This window comes from Methylobacterium sp. PvR107, assembly GCF_017833295.1.
GTDB lineage: Bacteria > Pseudomonadota > Alphaproteobacteria > Rhizobiales > Beijerinckiaceae > Methylobacterium.
Genome location: NZ_JAFIBW010000001.1, coordinates 1,426,795 through 1,447,274, shown reverse-complemented (window position 1 = coordinate 1,447,274; position 20,480 = coordinate 1,426,795). Strand labels below are relative to the sequence as shown.

Annotated in this window: 17 protein-coding genes and 2 pseudogenes; 5 read left to right on the top strand and 14 right to left on the bottom strand. The window is 68.3% G+C overall.

Annotated elements, in window-relative coordinates; translation table 11 throughout:
• Positions 1-71: 71 nt before the first annotated feature.
• From JOE48_RS06675 to JOE48_RS06665, 3 genes are all read right to left on the bottom strand, one after another.
• Positions 72-614 (bottom strand): TetR family transcriptional regulator, encoded by a 543-nt coding sequence (locus tag JOE48_RS06675; RefSeq protein ID WP_210028792.1) that lies wholly within the window; start codon positions 612-614, stop codon positions 72-74.
• Positions 615-860: 246 nt separating this feature from the next.
• Positions 861-3,968: an efflux RND transporter permease subunit gene (locus JOE48_RS06670; protein ID WP_210028791.1), complete on the bottom strand. Its 3,108-nt coding sequence runs from the start codon at positions 3,966-3,968 to the stop codon at positions 861-863.
• Positions 3,965-5,050: an efflux RND transporter periplasmic adaptor subunit gene (locus tag JOE48_RS06665; protein ID WP_210028790.1), complete on the bottom strand. Its 1,086-nt coding sequence runs from the start codon at positions 5,048-5,050 to the stop codon at positions 3,965-3,967. The genes JOE48_RS06670 and JOE48_RS06665 overlap by 4 nt, the downstream gene beginning before the upstream one ends.
• Positions 5,051-5,528: 478 nt before the next feature.
• Between JOE48_RS06665 and JOE48_RS31195 the strand changes: the two are divergent.
• Positions 5,529-5,639, top strand: a pseudogene (locus JOE48_RS31195) (hypothetical protein); the annotation flags it as partial.
• Between the two features lie 126 nt (positions 5,640-5,765).
• On the opposite strand, the gene JOE48_RS06655 reads toward JOE48_RS31195, so the two are convergent.
• Entirely contained in the window at positions 5,766-6,125 is a 360-nt protein-coding gene (locus tag JOE48_RS06655; RefSeq protein ID WP_245252739.1) for a MarR family winged helix-turn-helix transcriptional regulator, read from the bottom strand.
• 485 nt (positions 6,126-6,610) lie between these two features.
• The gene (locus tag JOE48_RS06650) at positions 6,611-7,210 is read right to left on the bottom strand and encodes a TetR/AcrR family transcriptional regulator (protein WP_210028788.1); all 600 of its coding nucleotides are present in this window, start codon (positions 7,208-7,210) and stop codon (positions 6,611-6,613) included.
• A gap of 143 nt (positions 7,211-7,353) precedes the next feature.
• Between JOE48_RS06650 and JOE48_RS06645 the strand changes: the two genes are divergently transcribed.
• On the top strand, positions 7,354-8,073 hold the full coding sequence (locus tag JOE48_RS06645) for an SDR family oxidoreductase (RefSeq protein WP_210028787.1): 720 nt from the start codon (positions 7,354-7,356) through the stop codon (positions 8,071-8,073).
• A 298-nt stretch (positions 8,074-8,371) separates the two neighbouring features.
• Here JOE48_RS06645 and JOE48_RS06640 read toward each other — a convergent pair whose 3' ends face one another.
• The 3 genes from JOE48_RS06640 to JOE48_RS31010 all read right to left on the bottom strand — a co-directional run bounded on the left by JOE48_RS06640 (position 8,372) and on the right by JOE48_RS31010 (position 10,510).
• Complete coding sequence (locus tag JOE48_RS06640) at positions 8,372-9,814, bottom strand: aldehyde dehydrogenase family protein (protein ID WP_312893106.1); 1,443 nt, start codon at positions 9,812-9,814, stop codon at positions 8,372-8,374.
• A 308-nt stretch (positions 9,815-10,122) separates the two neighbouring features.
• Complete coding sequence (locus JOE48_RS31190; protein ID WP_409518567.1) at positions 10,123-10,239, bottom strand: hypothetical protein; 117 nt, start codon at positions 10,237-10,239, stop codon at positions 10,123-10,125.
• 73 nt (positions 10,240-10,312) lie between these two features.
• Positions 10,313-10,510, bottom strand: a complete 198-nt coding sequence (locus JOE48_RS31010) for a hypothetical protein (RefSeq protein WP_312893105.1) — start codon at positions 10,508-10,510, stop codon at positions 10,313-10,315.
• 221 nt (positions 10,511-10,731) lie between these two features.
• Here JOE48_RS31010 and JOE48_RS06630 point away from each other — a divergent pair.
• Positions 10,732-10,920 (top strand): annotated as a pseudogene (locus tag JOE48_RS06630) (phosphohydrolase); the annotation flags it as partial.
• 243 nt (positions 10,921-11,163) lie between these two features.
• Here the strand turns inward: JOE48_RS06630 and JOE48_RS06625 are convergent.
• Positions 11,164-12,111: a LysR family transcriptional regulator gene (locus JOE48_RS06625; RefSeq protein WP_210028784.1), complete on the bottom strand. Its 948-nt coding sequence runs from the start codon at positions 12,109-12,111 to the stop codon at positions 11,164-11,166.
• A gap of 238 nt (positions 12,112-12,349) precedes the next feature.
• Here JOE48_RS06625 and JOE48_RS06620 point away from each other — a divergent pair, with 238 nt between their 5' ends.
• Entirely contained in the window at positions 12,350-12,790 is a 441-nt protein-coding gene (locus tag JOE48_RS06620) for a hypothetical protein (protein WP_210028782.1), read from the top strand.
• 1,401 nt (positions 12,791-14,191) lie between these two features.
• Here JOE48_RS06620 and senB read toward each other — a convergent pair.
• The gene (senB, locus tag JOE48_RS06610; RefSeq protein ID WP_210028780.1) at positions 14,192-15,238 is read right to left on the bottom strand and encodes a selenoneine biosynthesis selenosugar synthase SenB; all 1,047 of its coding nucleotides are present in this window, start codon (positions 15,236-15,238) and stop codon (positions 14,192-14,194) included.
• 27 nt (positions 15,239-15,265) lie between these two features.
• Between senB and senA the strand changes: the two genes are divergently transcribed.
• Positions 15,266-16,570 (top strand): selenoneine synthase SenA, encoded by a 1,305-nt coding sequence (senA, locus tag JOE48_RS06605; RefSeq protein ID WP_210028777.1) that lies wholly within the window; start codon positions 15,266-15,268, stop codon positions 16,568-16,570.
• On the opposite strand, the gene JOE48_RS06600 is transcribed toward senA, so the two are convergent.
• From JOE48_RS06600 to JOE48_RS06585, 4 genes are read right to left on the bottom strand one after another with little or no spacing between them, the layout of a single operon-like run.
• Positions 16,567-17,370, bottom strand: a complete 804-nt coding sequence (locus JOE48_RS06600; RefSeq protein ID WP_312893104.1) for a nucleoside phosphorylase — start codon at positions 17,368-17,370, stop codon at positions 16,567-16,569. The genes senA and JOE48_RS06600 overlap by 4 nt on opposite strands.
• Positions 17,371-17,381: 11 nt before the next feature.
• The gene (gene selD / locus JOE48_RS06595) at positions 17,382-18,431 is read right to left on the bottom strand and encodes a selenide, water dikinase SelD (protein WP_210028775.1); all 1,050 of its coding nucleotides are present in this window, start codon (positions 18,429-18,431) and stop codon (positions 17,382-17,384) included.
• 49 nt (positions 18,432-18,480) lie between these two features.
• Positions 18,481-19,284 carry a TIGR01459 family HAD-type hydrolase gene (locus JOE48_RS06590; RefSeq protein ID WP_210028773.1) on the bottom strand — a complete coding sequence of 268 codons (804 nt, stop codon included), beginning with the start codon at positions 19,282-19,284 and terminating at the stop codon, positions 18,481-18,483.
• Positions 19,277-20,353: a radical SAM/SPASM domain-containing protein gene (locus JOE48_RS06585; RefSeq protein ID WP_210028772.1), complete on the bottom strand. Its 1,077-nt coding sequence runs from the start codon at positions 20,351-20,353 to the stop codon at positions 19,277-19,279. The genes JOE48_RS06590 and JOE48_RS06585 overlap by 8 nt, the downstream gene beginning before the upstream one ends.
• Positions 20,354-20,480 lie beyond the last annotated feature (127 nt).

The window sequence follows — 20,480 nt, the reverse complement described above, 5'->3', positions numbered from 1 at the left end:
TTCCTTCAGGTCGTCAGGGACCGCGTCGCCTTGAGGCGCGAGCCGTCACGGCCAGCCCGGTCCCGAGGTTGTCATGCCGAGACGGAAGTCTGCGCCGCTTCGATCAGCTCGGTCGCCAACGCTTCGTCGTCGACAGCTCGTGCCAGGACGACGGCACCGACGATCGTCGAAAGCGTCGCCAGGGACCGTTGCCTGCGGCGCTCCTTGGCTGCCCAGGGCGTCAGGGCGGCGAGGATGGAGGCCATGCGCTCGACGCCTTGGGTGAAGCGCGCGCGGACGGGGCCGCCCCGCGGCTCCCGCGCGACGTCATTCGCCAGTGCGGCGAGTGGACATCCCATCCCGGGTGACCGGACGTGCGCGAGGGAGAGATAGTTGGCGATGTTGGAGTCGACGGTCCCGCGGTATTCCTCGTCCAACGCGGTATCGAACGCCTCGGCCGCGAGCGCTTCCTTGTTGGCGAACTGACCGTAGAACCCACCATGAGTGAGGCCGGCAGACGCCATGATGTCGGCCACGCCGACGCCATTGATGCCACGCTCCCGGAACAGCGACGCGGCGACCTCCACGACCCGTCGCCGGTTGGTCCTGGCCTGTTCCTGCGAAACCCTGGGCATTGCCTGATCCTCCGGCGTTACCGTGTCAAATATAGATGCCAATCGTCATCTAAGAAGAGTCGTCCCTCGTGCGACCGTTGCGGGGCAGCTGGATGTTGCCGAGCGAGACGAAGCGATTTCGGCGCAACAACCGGCCGGCCTGCGTAGGGGGGCTTGGTCGCAGGCCGGCCGGTGCATCGCGCGTTCGGTGCTTGAACGCGCGATCCCGGAATGTCCCGTCAACGGGACATCGATCCGTGTCTTGGATCAACGCTCCGCCTGAACCGGCATCGTGTCGGATCCGGATGCGACGCCAGTTGCGACGGGCGCCCGTCTGACCCGGAACCAGAGGGCGTAGAGGGCTGGCAGGAACAGCAGCGTCAGCAGGGTCCCGACGCCGACGCCGCCGATCAGCACGTAGGCCAGCGCGCCCCAGAACACCGAATGCGTCAGCGGGATGAAGGCCAGCATCGCGGCCGCAGCCGTCAGGATCACAGGACGCGCCCGCCGCACCGTGGACTCGACGATAGCCTCGTAGTCCGACAGGCCCGCGGCCCGGTCGTGGTGGATCTGGTCCACCAGGATCAAGGTGTTGCGCATCAGGATGCCCGATAGCGCGATCAACCCGAGGATCGCGTTGAAACCGAAGGGCTGGTGGAAGATCAGCAGCGTCGGGACGGCGCCCACGAGCCCGAGCGGCGCAGTGGCGAACACCATGAACATGGTGGTGAACGAGCGGACCTGCAGCATGATGACCGTCAGGGTCACGATCAGCATCAGAGGGAAGACCCCGACCAGAGCGTTCATCGCCTTCACGCTCTCCTCCACCGCGCCGGCCGTGTCGATGCGGTAGCCGGTCGGCAGTTTCGCCTTGATCGCGTCGAGCGTGGGAAAGATTTGCGCGTGGATGTCCGGCGGCTGCTTCCCGTCGAGCACGTCGCCCTGCACCCGGATGTAGGTGTCGCGGTTGTAGCGCTTGAGCACCGCGTCCTCGTAGCGGCTCTCCAGGTGCGCGACTTGCGAGACCGGGACTTGGCGCCCGTCATGGGTGGTCAGGGTCAGGTCGCCGATGTCGCCGAGTGAGCGCCGCTCCGGGCCGGGACTGCGCAGGAGCACGTCCACCGAGCGCAGGTTCTCGCGGACCTGGGTCGCCGGCGTCCCATTGAGGTAGCTCTGCAGCTGCTGGCCGGCCTCCTTCGGCGTCAGGCCGATCAGGCGCAGGCGCTCCTGGTCGAGGGCGAGGTGCAGGCTCGGGGTTTTGTCGCCCCAGTCGAGATGGACGAGACGCATGTTGGGGTTGGCCATCATGACATCCCGGACCTCCGCGGCGATGCCGCGGATGACGTCGGGGTCCGGTCCGACCACCCGGAAGGCGACGGGGAAGCGGATCGGCGGGCCGAACACGATCTGCAGGACGCGCACCCGTGCCTCGGGGAACAACCCGTCGCTCACGAGCTTGCGAAGCTTGATGCGGAGCGCGTCGCGGGACGCAGCGTCGGAGGTCTGAACGACGATCTGCGCGAAGGCGGGGTCAGGCAGTTCGGGGTCGAACGAGAGCACGAAGCGCGGCATGCCTTGACCGATGTAGCTCGTGATCTCGCGCGCCTCGGGGAGCCCGCGGACGGCCGCCTCGACCTTCTTCACGCTCGCCTCGGTCGTCGCGAATGCGGAGCCGGTGGGCAGCGTCACCTCGACGATCAGTTCGGGGCGTTCCGAGTTCGGGAAGAACTGCTTCTCGACCTGGCCCATTCCGACGACGGCGAGGGCGAACAGTCCGACCGTGATCCCGGCCGCCAGCCACTTGTGGTCGACGGAGGCTCGCACCACGCGGCGCAGGCGCTCGTAGTTCCTCGTGGCGTAGATCGCCTCGTGGCCGCCTTCCACCTTCTGGATGTTGGGCAGGAGCTTGACGCCCAGGTAGGGCGTGAAGGTCACCGCCACGATCCAGGAGATGATCAGCGAGAAGCCGACCACCCAGAAGATGTTGCCGGCGTACTCGCCCGCCGTGGAGGCGGCGAAGCCGACCGGCAGGAAGCCCGCGATGGTGACGAGCGTTCCGGTCAGCATTGGCGCGGCGGTGGCGCTCCAGGCATGGGTCGCCGCCTCGACGCGGTCGTAGCCCTCCTCCATGCGCACGACCATCATCTCGATGGCGATGATGGCGTCGTCTACGAGCAGGCCGAGCGAGATGATCAGCGCACCGAGCGTGATGCGGTCGAAGTCGCGCCCGGTGACCATCATGACCACGAACACGGCCGCGAGCGTGATCGGGACCGCGAGCGCCACGACGATGCCGACCCGGAAGCCCAGCGCGACCAGACTGACCACGATGACCACCGAGAGCGCGGTGAAGAACTTCACCATGAACTCATGGATGGCGTCGTCGATGACCTTCGCCTGGTCTGTAATTTTTTTGAAGGTGATGCCGATGGGGAGTTCGTGGTGGATCGCCACCTCCTCGGCGTTGAGCGCTTCGCCGAGCGCCAAGCCGTTGAAGCCCGGCTTCATGACGAGGCCGAGCATGAGGGCCGGCTCGCCGTCGTTGCGTATCTCGAAGACCTTCGGGTCCTCGTAGCCGCGCCTCACCTCGGCGATGTCGCCGAGCTTGATGCTGCGGTCCCCGACCGCCACCGGCAGGTTTCTGATCGTGTCGAGGCCGTCGATGGCGCCGTCGAGCCGGAGGTACACGCGCGGGCCGTCGGCCTCGACGAAGCCGGCCGGCGTCACGTCGTTCTGGTTCGCCAACGCCGCGAGCAACTGCTGCCCGGTAATGCCGAGCGTGGCGAGGCGCTGATAAGAAATCTCGACAAAGATCTTCTGCGCCTGCTCGCCGAGGATGTTGATCTTCTCGACGCCGGGCACGCGCAGGAGCCGCTGGCGCAGATCTTCGGCGCGCAGCACGAGATGCCGGTGCGGCTGACCTTGGGCCTGGAGCGCGTAGAGTGCGAAGTAGACGTCGGAGAACTCGTCGTTGAACAAGGGCCCGAGCACGCCGCGCGGCAGCGTGGAGGCCTGGTCAGAGAGCTTCTTGCGGGCCTGGTAGAACTCTTCCTGCAGCCTTGCCGGCGGCATGCTGTCCTTGAAGTAGACCTTCATCAGCATGAGGCCGGGACGGACCGTGGTCTCGACGCGGTCGTAGTAGACGAGTTCCTGCAGCCGCTTCTCCAACGGGTCGGCGACCTGCCGCTGGATCTCCGAGGTGGTCGCGCCGGGCCACGCTGCCGAGACCGACATCGTCTTCACGGTGAAGGCCGGGTCCTCCGCGCGGCCGAGCTTCTGGAAGGCGAAGAAGCCCGCGGCGGTCACCGCGATGATGAGGAACAGCGTGACGGCCCGCTCCCGGACCGCCAGGGCGGAGAGGTTGAAGCCGGTCATCGCGTGACTCCCGTCAGGCTTGAGGGAGCCTGCCGCACTGTCTGGCCGGCCTTCAGGAGGTGGGCGCCGAGCGACACGATTCGGTCGCCCGGGCTGAGGCCGGACACGACCTGAGCGCCTTCCTCCGACATGCGGGCGACGGAGACAGGCTGGGCGGTGACGGTCTTGGTGTCGGCGTCGAACTTCCAGACCGCCGAACCCTGCCCGATGTCGAACAGGGCCCCGAGCGGCACGTCGACCGACGCCGCATGCCCGGCATCCGCCGGCGCGAGCCGGAGCGTCACCGTGGCGCCGAGCGGCGCAGTCTCGCCGCCGCCCGACAGGATGTAACGCGCCCGGTAGGTCCGTGTGGCCGGGTCGGCGGTGGCGGACAGCTCCCTGAGCTTGGCCGGGTAGGTCGTCTCGCCCTCGGCGTAAAGGGTTGCCGACGCTGCCCCCTTCGCGAGTTGCCGGCTCCCCTCCGGCAGGAACACCTCGGCCTCGCGGGCGCCGTCACGGGCGAGCTTGACGACGGTCTGGCCGGCGGCGACGACCTGGCCCGGCTCGGTCGGAACCTCCATCACGACGCCGTCGGCATCGGCCTGGAGCTCGGAATACCCGGCTTGGTTGGCGACCTGGCTCGCCTGCGCCTCCGCGTTGGCGAACTGGGCGATGGCCGCATCCGCCGCGGCCTTGTTCTGGTCGTAGGTCTGCTTCGAGGTCCAGCCGTCCCCGACGAGCTTGCGGCTGCGCTCATCGTCAGCCTTGGCCTTGATCATCTGCGCCCGGGCCGCCTCGACGGAGGCCCGCGCCGCGTTGAGGGCGAGAGTGAAGTCCGTCCGGTCGAGGCGCATCAGGGGCTGACCGAGCCGGACGTGGTCCCCCGGATCGACAAGGCGCTCGTAGATCTTGCCGCCGACGCGGAAGCCGAGATTGCTTTCGGTACGGGCGCGGATGACACCGGTGTAGCGCGCGATGCCAAGCTTCGCCGGAGCGACCGCGACGGTCTGGACCAGCGGCGGCTCCGGGGGCACTGCGGTCTCGGCCGGCGAGCATGCTGCCAGAGCTAGCGGGGTCAGCACAAGGAAAGCCCTGGGGTCCATCGCACCGCTCCTCTGCGGCCGTTTCCGACCGCTCCAATCATTATGATCAACATTTATTTGGAAGCGAGACGGACGTCAATGCCGCCGCTGTTCGTCTTCCTGACGGGCGTGTCGGAACGCACGATGTCGGCAGGTCGGCCGGTCGGACAGACCTCCTGGACGACGTGAGTGGCCTGATCGATACGCGCCGCTCGACATCGGCTTCCTAATAAGGGCCAATGCACATATCTGACGCGACGGGTGTCCTGCCCGGACCCGTGATCACGGACGAACGAAGAGAATCCAGGAACTGCGGGTCCAACACGTCGAGCACGTCACCACGCGTTCGTTCGAGACGGTCGTCGCCGCCTTCGAACACGCGGTGGGGTCAATCGAGGAGGTCGGCTGGCCGGCCCTCCCAGCTGGTGCGCGAGACGAGGCGGCGTTCCGGAGCCGGGTCGAGGAGCATCTTGGACCGAGCGCCTTCACCCGATTCCTGATGCTGGACCACGGCGACTGGCTCAAGCGCGACGGGCAAGACGCCAAGGGTTCACCTCTGACGTCCTCGATGTACCGAGACCTCCTGAAGGCACGGCCGGTCGAGGTTGAGAACATCATCGGCGACCTCGTCCGCGCCGCTGCTCGCCGCCGCCTACACGCATCTCTCAGTCTACAAGAACAGGCTCGGAAACGCCTGAAACGAACCGACTCCACCCGTTGTCCGGCAACGGCATCCCTAGCGCGCCGTACCCGGGAGATCGGTCGTGGTCACCTGGCGCATCAGGTTCTTGAGACCGGCCGCCTCATCCTGCCCGGAGCTGGCCTCGAAGCCTTCCTCAGCGGACCTCCAGAGCGGCCTGGCCGACCCGAGAAGCGCGCTCCCCTCCGAAGTGAGCGCCAAGACCCGCTTCCGGCCGTCGCTCGTCGATGGCCGGACAGTCAGGAGTCCGCGCCTTTCCAGCGGTCGCAGAAGATGGCCCAGGGTCGAGCGATCCATGACCAGAAGCGCGGCGAGCTGCTGGACTGACGGTTCGCCGTGGCGTTCGACCTTGGCCAGGATGGAATATTGGTCGAGGCCGCGGCCCGTGGGAGCCATCACGCCGTCGTAGAGACGCGTCAGGTGCCTGGCCGCCTGCCTCACGGCGGAGCAACTGCAGGGCTCCGGTGGCAGGTCGCCCATATGTGCCTCTCGCTCCGATGACGTCGACGGCCTCTTGCCCGCATCGAGATGGCGGCAATTGCCCCTATTCGCAACGCGGGAATCAAGGTCGACTGACATCCGGGCGAGGAGACGCGGTCGATGCCAGTGCGACCTTCCTCGCCAGGGCGCGGTGGGCGTATCGATTGTGCCGGTCGCCCGAGCCCCGCCCGGAGACGGCCAGCCTGTTCGGTTCGCGGACCCTCTCGCAGGAAACCAACAACCTCGCGGGCGCCGACGTCTCGCCCTCCGCAGGACGCTTGGCCGGGCTCTACGCCACAAGCCAACCCCTCAGGCAACCGCCCTAGCGCGTCCCGTGTCGCTCGACACCGACGGGCCCTCCGCGCTCGCGGAACCGGTCGCCTGACGATACCAACGCGGCATCATGGACGACCCGAGGAAGTAGGCCCGTCGGCTGCCTCAAGCAGCGCCGCGACCGCATGCTTGGCGGACACGAAGGGTGAACCGTCGCCGTAGACCTGCGAGAGCAGCAGGGCGCCCTGGAACAGCACGTGGATTTGCTTGCCCACCTCGGCCGGCCTCGCGAGCCTGGCCCGCTCGCAGAGGTCGATGAAGCGTCGCTCGACGTAAAGCGCCGCACGCTTCCCGTGCGCGGCCAAGCCGGCGTGCTTGCCGACGAACTCCTGGGCTGCCTTGATGCCCAGGCAGCCTCGCGTCGGGTTCTCGTCGATCATCGCCTTGCGGGCATCAAAGAAGGCCATGATCTGCTGGTGCGGTTCCTCGCTCGAAGCCGCCACCGGATCGAAGAGCCTCCCGACGATGACCTGTCCGTAGAGTTCCAGGACCGCCTCGATCAGGGCGTCCTTGGTCGGGAAATACTTGTATAGCGTACGCTTCGAGATGCCGCTTTCCGAGAGGACGGCATCGACGCCGGTCGCGTGGAAACCGCCGTCGTAGAAGCGGTCGAAAGCCTGACGCACGATTTCCCGCTTCTTTTCCTCGCCCCGCACGTCGCCGGCCATCGGCCCCCCCTTCCATCCTTCGGCACCATACCGAACGGCCTTGACCGGGTAAACCGATCTGTTTACGTGAGGCCAATGTAAACAGATCGGTTTACATCGCGGCGAAACGTGTCTGGCGTGCGACGCCTACCGGAGGAGAGATCATGTCCCTGCAGAACAAGGTGGTCCTGGTCACAGGCGCCAACCGCGGCATCGGTGCGGCCGTCGTTCGCGAGTTCCTCAAGGCGGATGTGGCGAAGGTCTACGCCGCCGCGCGCAGCGTGGCTTCTCTGCCCGACTTCGGCGACCGCCGGGTCGTCCCGTTGCAGCTCGACGTGACGAGCGACGCATCCGTCGCAGCGGCCGCCGGGATCGCCAGGGACCTCGACATCCTCGTCAACAACGCCGGCACGATGGCGTTCGGCGACTGGATCGCTACGAACCAGGACGCGGTCGAGGCGGATATGAACGTCAACTACTACGGGACGTTGCGGGTCGTCCGGGCCTTCCTGCCGCATCTCACCGGCCGTGGATCGGGGACGATTGCGAACGTCGTCAGCGTCGTCGGCCTTGCGCCCGTACCGCTCCTGGCCGGCTACTCGGCCTCCAAGGCCGCCCTGCAGTCGTTGACCCAGGGGCTGCGCGGCTCCCTGGCGAAATCCGGGGTCACCGTCGTCGGGATCTATCCCGGCCCGATCGACACGGACTTAGCCAGGGACATGCCGATGGAGAAGGCGTCGCCCGAACATGCGGCCGCCAACATCGTCCGGGGCCTCGCCGAAGGTCAGACCTCGATCTTCCCGGATCCCACGGCGCAGCAGATCGGCCAGCTATGGTCCCAGACCGGGCCGCAGCTCGAAGCCGCGCTGCAGGCCGGAGGCTGACGGACCTCTGTCGATTTGGCTTTCTGAGGTCCTTCAGACCCGACGTGTCGAGGCGGGGGTGGCGACGGTCGCCGCCCTCCCTCAGCCAGCCACAGCGTCGCCCATACCGCGCGTGGACCGAGCTGGAGACACCATGCTGGCTTCAATGTCCTCCGCCGTACCCCGGCTGACGTGCCTCGGATGAATGGCTGGGCGCCAAGATCTTGCGCCGGAAATTGACGCTCAAACAGGATGCCGCCGGCCAGCCGTCGAGATCTCCATGACGGGTCGCCAATTCATCTCGCGGCATTCCAATCCTTCATCGCCGCAACTTTGGGTCGTCCTGCGTGACGCGGCTGCGCAGCGTGAAGACACCGCCCCCGGATAGGATTGCGCTCCGGGCGAGGAGACGGCCGCTCTGCCAGTTGGACAGCCCGAGTTCGGGCTGGTTCAAAGCGTATTGCCCGTCGACCCACCGGGTGAACCCGTCACCCACGAACGGCGCGTTCACCGTGTCGTAGAAGCGGCGATGCGCCTCCCGGTCCCGGCTGATCAACGAGGCGGCGAATCGCGGGCTGTGGCGATTGAACAGCGTCACCGCGTGATCGAGATCATCCACGATCTTCAGGCTGACCTCGGGCGTGTCCTCCCATTCCCATTCGTGGCCGAGATCATCCTCCGATTGGATCTCCGTCAGCGACTCGACGCGCTCACCGTCAGCGCGCCGGACCCGGACGGTGGCGGTGCGCCAAGCCTTCGGCAGAACGGTCTCGTCGCCTACGACCATATGAAGCTTGCATCCGAAGCCGCGCGCGCGGCCGGCGGACTCGAGGGCCGCCAGGAAAATCGGCACCAGATCCGTCACCCGGGCGCGATGGATGCAGCACACGTTCAGCGTATTGCAGACCTTCCGGTCCAGCGAGGCTTCGACAGCTGCGGCGAAGCGCTCCGCATCTGCGTCGCGGTCGGCAACCATCCACGCACCGCCGGTTCCATGCAGGCTGACCGCCGTGCCGGCTTGTCGGGCGACGCTCCCGAGCTGAGCCACCGCCCGACCCGACCCACGTGCTACCGCCAGCGAGAGCCGACGGTCCGCGAAGAGCGCCCAGCCCGTCGACCGTTCCGGGCTCTCGACGAGCGAGATGGCTCCAGGCGGGAGGCCGGCCTCGCTCAGCGCGGGCATGAGCGCGTGCTGCATGATAGCCTGTGCAGTGCCGAGTGCGTCGCTGCCGATGCGGAAGACGGCCGTGTTGCCGCTGCGCAGGACACCTGCGGCATCGGCGAGCACGTTCGGGCGACCCTCGAAAACGAAGCCGACCACACCGAGTGGTGCCGCCACCTGCTCGACCGTCCAGCCGGCGTGGACGATGCGTTCAACGACCCGACCGCGCGGCGTCTCGCTGTCACGCCACGCCCGCAGGCCCGCGATCATGTCCTGCCGCATCCGGTCGGTGGCGAGGAGGCGGGTTGTCGAACGGCCACTGCTCTGGGCGCGCTCGACATCCTGCCGGTTCGCCTCAGCGATGGCATGCCAAGCCGACGGGTCTTCGAGGAGCGCAGCGAAACGGTCGAAAAACTGCTCGATGCCTTGATCCGGTACCGCCGACATCTTGATGAAGGCTGCATGCGCCCGGTCCACCGCCGCCGCGGCCAAGGCGATCTGAGCCGCGGGGATGTGGAGCAGGTCTCCGGTCTCCTGCAGGACCAGCAGATGATCACCAGGTTGGAAGGCTTCCGCGATTTCCGGCGTGATCACAGTCACGCGGTCACCGCCGAAAGGCACGGGGGTTCCGGACACAAGGCGCGCGATAGTGTTCATCTTGGAAGCGGGCATAGGGAATGGCGGCTTTCGGGATTTACGCTCAGCATCTGCTACGGCTGGCAGTGATCGGAAGCAGAAGGTGCGCTTGTGGTAAATTTCAGACAGTTTGCGTTCGAGCGGAAGGCATCCAAGCGAACATCGCTGGCTCGCGCACGACTTTGAGAGGCACTTTGAATATCCGAATGCGGGCGTGTCCCAAAGACGCCTGAGCCTCGCCGGGCCCGCGTCTCCGGCATGACGGTCGCGCGTCAGCCGGGGGCGTGCAAGCGTTTGTACTCGGCAGGCGTGGTGCCCACACGCCGGAGGAAGGCGCGTCGAAGCGTGTCGGCATCCCGGAAGCCGCAGGCGCCCCCGACCTGCTTCAAGGCAAGGTCACCCGTTTCCAGGAGACGCGGCGCAGCGCCTCGATCCGCACCGTCTCGTCGTAAGCTGCCGGAGTCATACCGGTCTCGGCGCGGAACACTCGCGCGAAATGGCAGGGCTCATGCCGGTCCGGCTGGCGAGCCGCTCGACCCGAAGGTCCTCGGCGGGATGCGCGGCCGCCCAGCGTTGGGCGTCCAGCAGCGCCGAGCGGCCGAATGGCGCGCTTACGCCGCGACGGCTGAACTGCATCTGGCCGCCGCCGCGCTTGCCCAAGCAGGAACGCTCGACTGCAGACCGCGCCATAGCGCCGGCAGTGCTCGGCGGCGCAGTGGAGCCACACGAGCAGCTCGGGGGCGACCGCAGCCCCATGCATCCGGGGTGCGCCGGCCACGAGGAGCGTGTCGAAAGGCGGGCTCGCATCGGTTGGGGAGACGAGGTCCGGCAGCAAGCGCCGTCCCGATCACCGCGAGGGCGTAGACCTGTCGGTCGCACTGGACATTGGCCAGGCCTTCTACGACGGCATCAAGCACAAGCCGGACACCACCTTCGGCAACGTCAAGGCCGACGTGATCGCCGACAAGGAGCCGGACTTCCGCAGGGGCAACTTCTGCGGCGTCATTCGCGCCTCTTGCTGGCCCGGTGGGACCCATGCACCGGGGTGCGGCTGCGGCCAGCATGACTGAGCGTCGCTCGCTGGCCACCGGAATGATGGCCAGCGCACACAGCACGCCGCCTGCCCGGGGCGAAGCCCCCGGACCGCTCAACTGATCGACTGCGTGGGTGGCCTGTCGGGAAGGGATGACGATGGACGCAAGGACCGTCGCAGTCGGTCTCGTCGCCCCCCCGGAATCCCGGGCGCTGGACATCGTCGGACCTGCCGACGCGTTCGCGCAGGCCCACAGGTGCAGTCAGCATGAGGGAACGGATTAGACCGCTTCTTCCCCGTGTGCGCTCCCCGCCGCCCGCCCCATGCGAACCATGACCTCCCGCAGCCAACGATGGGCGGGATCACGGTCATAGGAAGCGTGCCACAGCATCGAGATGACGATCTCGTCAGTTGGCACCGGCACGGGGCTCGTCGCCAAGCCGAGCTGGGCCGCGAAGGTCGTGGCCAGCTCGTCGGCCATCGTGGCGATCAAGGGCGCGGCCTGCACGTGAAACGGCACGGTGGCGAAGCGCGGCGTCGTCGCCGCCAGCCTCCGCGTCCGGCCCACCTTCGCGAGCGCCGTATCCACCACCCCCGGGCCGACGCCAGTCAGGTATGTCAGGATGTGCGGGAAGCGAACGAAGTCGTCGAGCGAGAGCGGACCACTGATGCCGAGCAGCCGGGGATTGAATAGACTCAGGAAGCCGAAGCGATAGAGCGGCCGGACCTTATGGTGGACCTGGCCTTCGGTGATCATACCGACGGCCATGTCGATCCTGTCGGCGTCGAGGTCGCCCAGCACGCTGCCGTAATCGAGGCTGACCAGGTGCAGGCGGATGCCAGGCGCCTCGCGTGCAAGGAACGCGAGCAGGCGCGGGATGAGACGCACCTCGACGCTGCCGGGGATGGCAAGCGTGAAGGACTGTTCGACGGTCGCGGGGGTGAAGTCGTCCTCTCGGAGGACGATGCCCTGGAACTGGCGAAGGGCGGCTCGGAGCGGCTCGATGAGGGCGAGCGAGCGCGGCGTCGGGCGCATGCCGTCCGGCGTGCGCGTCAGGAGCTCGTCGCCGAGGAGCTTGCGCAGGCGAGCCAAGCTGCTGCTCATGGCCGATTGCGTGATGCCGACCTTCGCAGCGGCCCGCGTGACGCTGCTTTCGGTCAGGAGCGCATCCAGTGCCACGATCAGGTTCAGGTCGATGCCGGCGAGGTCACGGTGCTTGATCGTCATGGCTGGGCTCGCTCGTGGTTCTCGACCACATCCCCGGCGACCGGACGATGCAGGATCCGGCAAGCGGGACCGTGCAGCGTCCCTGACGAAATTGGCCGGCGACGAGGATGGCGTGAACGTACCATCATTCACGGCGTGGATGTTGGCTATCGATTGCATCTGTTTGATGGATACGGCTCTCGGCCGCATCTTCTCCTGATCGAACGACGGGTCCCCGTCACACCGAGAGGATCGAAAGATGTCCCACCGTACCGTCACCCTCACTGCCGCCCTGACGATGGCGGTGGCGGCCCTCCTGCCGGCCGCCGCGTCGGAGGCGACCCTCGGCATCGCCGCGCATGGTGCCTTCTCCGTTCCTGCTGTCATCGGCGCGGCCTACCATACGCCTGGTCTCGCGCTGAGCGCCGCCGACGTGCGTGCGCAGGGCGGTCTCCTCGTGCCAGCCCTAACGCGCTGGCAGGATGCTCGGCCGGCCACCGCCTCCGTCGAGCCTTTCAAGGTGCCCGCCACCATCACCGTCGCCTATCGCAACCGGAACGTTGCGACAGATGCCGCGCAGGTCCTCAAGCAGGGGGGCTTCGCGACCGTGGGTGCCGTCCGGTGGCTGCCCGACGCGCCGAACATGGTCGAGGCCAATACGGGCACGGTCAAGCTCGGGTCGCTTGAAGCCAAGAATTGAGCGAGCGTCCGGACAGCCCAGGGACGAGCAGTCGCGGCTTGCGCTGCAGGGCGTTCAGCCGTTGGAATTCGAGGTTGAAATCATGACCGGCCCGCTCACTTCGACCAGGATCATGGTCGAGCACGTAACCCTCTCCGCGACCAAGCCTTTCGAGGCGGCCCAATCCGCCTTGGAGGCTTCAGCACTCATCATCGACCTCGATTAGGCCTTGCTTCTATAAGGCGGTGCGGTGGACGAGGCGCACGATCTCCTCGAACGGCAGGCGCCGCTCTCGATCTTCGGATCCCGGGACCATGCGATGGACTGCTCACCGCCGGGTTGTGCCGGAAATGAGAAGCTTCCTGCCTTCCCGCGTTGTCGCCTTGTAGCTGCATAGCTAGACGGTATGCCTGGACCGGGGACCGCCGCGGCAGGAAACTGGGCCTTCGGGTTCCTGGTCAAATTCGATGTCCCGTCCCCACCTCAGCGCCAGCATCGCCGCGCTTGAGTGCGGCAGAAGGTTTGCCCTGGAGGGCATCACGGAAGACTTGCGCGAAGCGGTGCCACGCTTCGGCATCAGGGTGACAGCCCTCGCGTCGGAGCAGTTCGCACGGATTGGGCCGGTCGCTCTAATGACCGTAGATCCCACACCAGCGCCGACGACGCCGCAATCACAGACCCTATTCACACCGCGCGGCGGGCCAAGAGCCTTAACCATCCCGGTGATCCGGCGAAGGTTGCTCAGGAGAAGCCGGTGCTGATCGTCGCTGACGATCCGCCCGTGCGACTGTAGCTGGGAGCCGATGCCCTGAAATGGGTCGCGCAAAAGCGGCACGGGATGAAGACCGAACGCGGCGCTTGGGATACACTCTCACGCTCGACCAGCTTCGAGAGCTGGCCGGTATCTGCGTCGGCGAATGCCCACCATCATCGGCGGCGGGGCGGATGTCTGCTTTGGGAGAAGCAAGCCCCGTCCGCTGGTAACCGTTTGGGGTCGATAGGAGCTCGTCCGCTTTTCCAACGAGCCCTCCGCGAAGCGGACCAGCCGCTTTCGGCCAGACTTCGTCGCGCCAGATCGCCTGAGCGCCCAAAACCGGGCGTTCGGCTGTGCGCGCATTCCGGTCATGGAGCCCAATGCGGCGCCGTTCCAGAAGCAGACCAAACTTCACGTCCGATCATTGCCCAGCCGCTGGTTGAACAAGCTCTTTTCGGCGCGGCGGACATCAGAGATCGACACCAGATTTTGGAACCCGACGTCGAGTGAGGATCATCATCGTTTTTCGGATCCAGCCGACTGCGCGCGCCGATTTGCAGGTCATCTTGAGCGGGTTGAGACAGCTTTGGGCGATTGCCACCGCCGGCCGCAAGGCCATCAAAAAGTGTCAGGCTCAGGCTGCATGCGGCGTCGATCCAGTGCGTCGGTCATGACGCGTCGCCTTCCCCGCTTCGGCGTCTGTCTGGATTTTTCGTGAGCCTCGCCGCGGATGGCGGAGCTGTTGGATCGGAGCGATCCTCAGTACAACGCGCGACGACACGCCGGAGGGATTCGCACTCCTGTGCCGGTGCGAAGAGTTCGGCGCGCGCCGCGCCATACGCAGCCAAGGTGCTCAGAAACGCCGGCTCCTCCTCGGCGCGGAGGAGCAAGGCGGCCAGCGCCGCATCGTCGCCGACCGGGAAGTAGCCCGGATAGCTTGATCCCAGCAGTCCGCGGGTGCCGGGAATGTCGGAGGCGATCACCGGCAGGCCGGACACGATGGCCTCGGACACCACGTTGGCGCCACCCTCCTGGTGCGAACTGAGGACCATGACGCGCCCACGGGTCAGCCAGCGCCGCACCAGGGATCCGGGCCGGTCTCCGAGCCACAGGTAGCGCGGGTTGTCGGCCATCTCGGCGCGGGCTCGCGCCGCCCAGACCGCCTCGTGCGCGCCCCCGAGATGGACGATGCGGATGCGGGACCGGGCCGGAAGCCGCCGTGCGGCGCGGGCGGCGCGGAACGGGTCCTTCTCGGCGCGCAGGTGCCCGACGACGAGGATTTCGAAAGCCTCCTCCGAGACCGGCCAGCGCAGTCGGCGCGGGAGGGCGGACTGGAACACGACGTCGACCTTGGCGCGATGGCGTTGCGGAAGGGCCGCGGCGACCAGGTCGTGGAGGCCGATCAGGCGGTCCGCCAAGTCGAGCGAGCGCAGCATCGGCTCGGGGTCCGCGGAGAGAAAATGGTAGATGTCCGTGCCCGCCAGGGCGACCACCAACGGCCGGTCCGGATGAAGTGCCTTGAAGCGCGCGATGGCGGCGGCGCTGCGCCAAGCGTGCAGGGCCAGCATCAGATCCGCGTCGGCGTCCTCGGCGTAGTCCGTCGCCACGTCGACTTGGTGTCCGAGATCGCCGAGAATGCGCGCCCAACGGATCGCCGTCGTCCGGTTGCCGGCGCGGGACGTCCGCGCAGCCGGCGTGATGAGGCTGATCTTCATGGTCTCGACAGGCTTCCAGGACGTCCGATGAGCGCACAGGTCTCGACTGCCGATCTCGTGGCGATGCTGCAGGATGCCCGGGCGCGCACGCTCGAACTGGTGGCAGGCCTCGATCGCGACCGCCTCATGGGGCCACAGAGCGATATCGTGAACCCCCTCCTGTGGGAAATCGGGCATCTCGCCTGGTTCCACGAACATTTCATCCTGCGCGGACTCGACGGTCATCGGCCCCTGATCGACCGAGCCGACGCGCTCTACGATTCCGCGCGGGTGCCCCACGCGACGCGCTGGTCGATCCCGCTGCCGCCGCTGCCCGAAACGCTCGGCTACATGGCTCGCGTCCACGAGGCGCTGGTCGGGCGCCTCGCCGGTCGCGAGCCCACGCCGCGCGAGGCCGAACTCTATCAGCTCGTCACCTTCCACGAGGACATGCACGACGAGGCCTTCACCTATACCCGCCAGACCCTCGGTTACCCGGTGCCGGCCTTCGCCGCGTCGGCCTGCGCGCGGGAGACGGGGACCGGCCCCTGGCCGGGCGACGTCGCCGTCGGCGGCGGAACGTGGCGGCTCGGATCCGAGCCCGGCGGCGGATTCGTCTTCGACAACGAGAAATGGGCGCATCCCGTGCCCGTCGCGCCGTTCCGCATCGCCCGCGCGGCGGTGACGAACGCGGAGTTCGCCGCCTTCGTGGCGGATGGCGGCTACCGGGAGGGCGCCTACTGGGACGCCGACGGCGTGCGGTGGCGCGACGGTGCAGGTGCCGATCATCCGGTCTACTGGACACGGCACGGGCGGGGCGACTGGACCGTCCGGAGGTTCGACCGGGACGAGCCGCTGGCGCCCGATCAGCCGGTCGTCCACGTCAACTGGCACGAGGCGAACGCCTATTGCCGCTGGGCGGGCCGCCGTCTGCCCACGGAGGCGGAGTGGGAAGCCGCCGCCGCCGGCGGGCCGGCGCCGGACGGCACGCTCGGCGAAACCAAGCGCGCCTATCCCTGGGGGGCTGCGGCACCCACGCCCGCCCTCGCCAACCTCGATGGCGGACATGTCGGCTGCGTCGACGTCGCCGCCTACCCCGAGGGCGACAGCGCCTGGGGCTGCCGGCAGATGCTCGGCAATGTCTGGGAATGGACGGCGAGTCCGTTCCTGCCCTTCCCCGGCTTCGCGCCCGACGCCTACAAGGAGTATTCGGAGCCCGCCTTCGGGACCCGCAAGGTCCTGCGCGGCGGCGCCTGGGCGACCCGCTCGCGCATGGTCGACGCCGCTTATCGCAACTTCTTCGGCCCGGATCGCCGCGACGTGTTCGCCGGGTTCCGCACGGCGGCTCTTTAGCGCCGCGCGAATTGGGCCGCCGCGGCGGCCGCGACGAGGCGGAGCGCCGCCGTCGCGCCGTCGGCTTCGCCCTTCTCGAAATCGCCGGCCTGGCCCATCTGGTTGGTGACGTGGGCGAAACACAGCACCGCCTTGCCGCGAGCCTGCGCGAAGGCGTAGAGCGCCGCCGCCTCCATCTCGACCGCAAGGATGCCCCGCGCGGACGCCGCCTCGATGGCCTGTCGGGTCTCGCGGTAAGGCGCATCGGTCGTCCACGTCATGCCTCGCTCCACCGGTTCCCCGATCCCCGACAGGGCGGGGGCGATGGCCGCGACGAGGTCGGCCGGAGCCTGTGCGAAGTCGGCCGGCGCCAGGTAATGGTAGCTCGTGCCCTCGTCGCGGAGCGCCGCCTCGATCAGGATGAAGTAGGGCGGCGCTCGCGAGGGCGTGATCTGGCCCGAGGAGGTGATGCTGATCAGCAGTTCGCAGCCCGAGGCGAACATCTGCTCGGCTACCAGCACAGCGAAGGGGGCGCCGACCGCGCAGCCGACGATCCCGAACTCCCGCCCGTCGCGTTCGAAGCGGAAGAGGTCGGTGTGATAGCACGCCCAGTCCGGATCGCGCCGCGCCACGCCGGTCGCGCGCAGGTGGCGGACGATGTCGCCGTCGGGGTCCAGCACGCACAGCGCGGGCACCCGGCCGGCGCCGAGGCCGCGCTGCCGGCGCGCCTCGCGAAGCAGGCTATCGGGTGTGAATTCGGAAGCCGCCCCGTACGCCTTGCCGCGCAGGATCGGGGCGACCGGCGGGTCGCGCGGCGGCACGGGGCCGCCCGTCAGGCCTCGACCCGGATGCCGGGATCGCCGGCCTCGAACCGCCCGACGACGGCAGCCTCCGCGAAGCCCGCGGCCCGGACCTGGGTCAGGATCGCCTCGGCCCGCGCCGGCGTGCAGGTCACGAGCAAGCCGCCGGAGGTCTGGGGATCGGTGAGGAGGTGGCGCCGCCAGTCGGGCAGGCCCTCGGGCAGGGTCACCTGGCTGCCGAAGCTGGCCCAGTTGCGGTGCGAGGCTCCGGTCACGAAGCCCTCCCGCGCGAGCGCCTCGGCCCGGGGCAGGAGCGGGATCGCGCCGCCCGCGATGACGAAGGTCAAGCCGGCGCCGCGAGCAAGTTCCAGGCCGTGCCCGAGGAGGCCGAAGCCGGTGATGTCGGTGATGGCATGGACCTCCGCATCGCCCGCTAGATCCGCCCCGACCCTGTTGAGGCGCGTCGTGGTGGCGACGAAATCGGCATAGCCCGCGGCGTCGAGGGCCTCGCGCTTGATCGCGGCGGAGTAGATGCCGACGCCGAGGGGCTTTGTCAGGATGGCGACGTCGCCGGCCCGCGCGTCGGCGTTGCGCCGGATGCGGGCACGGTCGCACAGGCCGATCACGGCGAGGCCGTAGATCGGCTCCGGCGTGTCGATCGAGTGGCCGCCCGCGATGGGGATGCCCGCCTCGGCGCAGGTGGCGGCCCCGCCCTTCAGGATCCGGGCGACGATCTCGGGCGCGATCTTGCCCACCGGCATGCCCAGGATGGCGAGCGCTAGGATCGGCTTGCCGCCCATGGCGTAGACGTCGGAGATCGCGTTGGTCGCGGCGATCCGGCCGAAATCGTGGGGGTCGTCCACCATCGGCGTGAAGAAGTCCGTGGTGGCGATGAGGCAGGTCCCGTCATCCAGCGCCCAGACCGCGGCGTCGTCGGCGGTCTCGTTGCCCACGAGCAGGCGCTCGAACGGGCCGGCCACCGGTTGGTCGGCCAGCAGCGTGCGCAGCACCTCGGGGTCGAGCTTGCAGCCGCAGCCTCCGCCATGGGCGAGGCTGGTGAGGCGAACCGGGGGGGTATCCATGGCCGAATCCTGGGGCATCGAGGGCAACGAAAGAGGTCTCGGCCCGGTCCTACCAGACAAGGGCGGGCATCCGGTACAGGCGGCCAGGGGAGAATGCCGGAAGCGGGAGCGGTGGCGCGCCGCCGACCTGAAGGGCGCTGAAGCCGGCCCTGAGCGCCCCCAGAACGTCGAGCGCCGCGGTGTCGCCAATCCCGAGGACCCGCTCGGGGGCGACCGGCCGGCCGCGTGCCCGACCGGCGCGCTTCAGGGCGTGGCGATAGATCAGCGCACCGGGCTTCCCGGTCTCGACCACGCGGCCGCCGAGCGTCCGGTAGCGCTCAGCCACGAGGCCGGCGAAGCGCAGGCGCGTCGTGCCCACCGTCAGGCACGTGTCCGGATTGGTGCAGAGCAGGCGGTGGCCGCGCCGGTGCGCGGTGGCCAGGATCGCATCGAGGTCGTCATCGCCGTCCGGATAACCCGTGCAAACGGTCAGATTGGCGTCCTCGACACCGGTCAGCGCGATCGGCAGGCCCGCGAACAGGACGCGGTCGCGCGCCGGCCCGATATGATGCGCTCGCGCCGACGCCCCATCACGCAAGAGGAGGCGGGCGACGTCGGCCGCGGTGACGAGGTCGTCCCATGCGGCAGGGATGCCGCGGTCCCGGAGCGCGTCCGCGAGGCGGCGTCCAGGTTCGGCGGTGTTGGAGACGAGTACCACCGTGCCGCCGGCCGCCCGGAAGGCGCCCAGCGCGCCGGTAGCGGCTGGAAGCACACGCGTCGCGTCGTGGAGGACGCCGAACACGTCGCACAGGACCACCGCGAAGGCGTCCGCGACTTGGCCCAGCCCGGCGATGGCCTCGGGTTCGTCAGCCACGGACGTCCCGGACGCGCGCCTGGACGATGGTCGTGCACGCGCTCTCGAGCTTCGGCAGGTCGCGGGCCGGCGCCATGGTGATCGCCAGGGGGCGGGACTCGCCGCGCACGATCGGACAGTACGGATCCACCTGATCGAGCCGATCCATCAGCCGCCGACGCCCGGCGCAGCCGCCATGGCAGGACGCCTCGTGCGCGCATCCCCGGCAGGGCTCCGGCAAGGCGCGGACCGCCGCGAAGGGGGCGGTCTCGACGATCCCGCTGCCGGCTTCGCGCAGGGTGTCGAGGCTCTGCCCGGTGCCGCTCCAGTAGACACAGGGTTGCACCGTGGCCCGGGGTGTCACCCGCACCGTGCCGACCCCGCAGCCGCCCTTGCGCGCCGGCAGGCCGGCCATGGCCCGGACCAGGGGCTCGCCGATGGCGATCACGTCGGTCTCAGCGAAGAGCCGCGCGAACCCGCCCCAGTACTCATCGTAGGTGAGCGCGAAGGCGTCGGTGCGCACCGCTTGGTAGACGTTGATGCGCAGGGGCGCCTCAAAGCTTTGGGCGATGGCAGCGATCTCGTGCAGCCGGTCGAAGTTGGTCCGCATCATCACCGCGATGAAGGTGACGCCGACGCCGAGGGCCTTGCAGCGGGCGGCCTGCGCCATCACCAAGTCCCAATTGCCGGCGCCGCGCTGCGCGTCCTGCTCGTCCCGGGTCGGATAGTCGATGGAGAATTCCACGTCGGCGAAGGCCTGCACCGCCACATCGTCGATCACCGCAATCGAATGCCCGTTCGACGTGATCGTGAGCTTGATCGGCTCGGCCCGCAGCATGTCGAGGAGCCGCGGGAATTGCGGATGCATCCCGTTTTCGCCGGTGCCCAGATTGACCGAGCGCACCGGCAGGCTGTCGAGGACGGCCCGAACCTGATCGGGCCCGAGCCGGTCCAGCCGGTCCGGATCGCGGTAGCAGAAGCTGCAGGCGAGGTTGCACTCGTTGGTCAGCCCAATCCCGAGCGAGAAGGACCGGGCCGGGTCGGCGGGGGCCGGCATCGGAAGCGCGGACGTCTGCGACGTCGAAGCCATGGAAATCCTCTGACGCGATCCGGCGTGACGTCTCACGATAATCGGCATCGTGGCGCGCGGCGTTTTCTCCTCCTTCGCACGGAGACGCGTCGCGGTAACATCACATCTTCGGCGGCCCCTCGCGTCT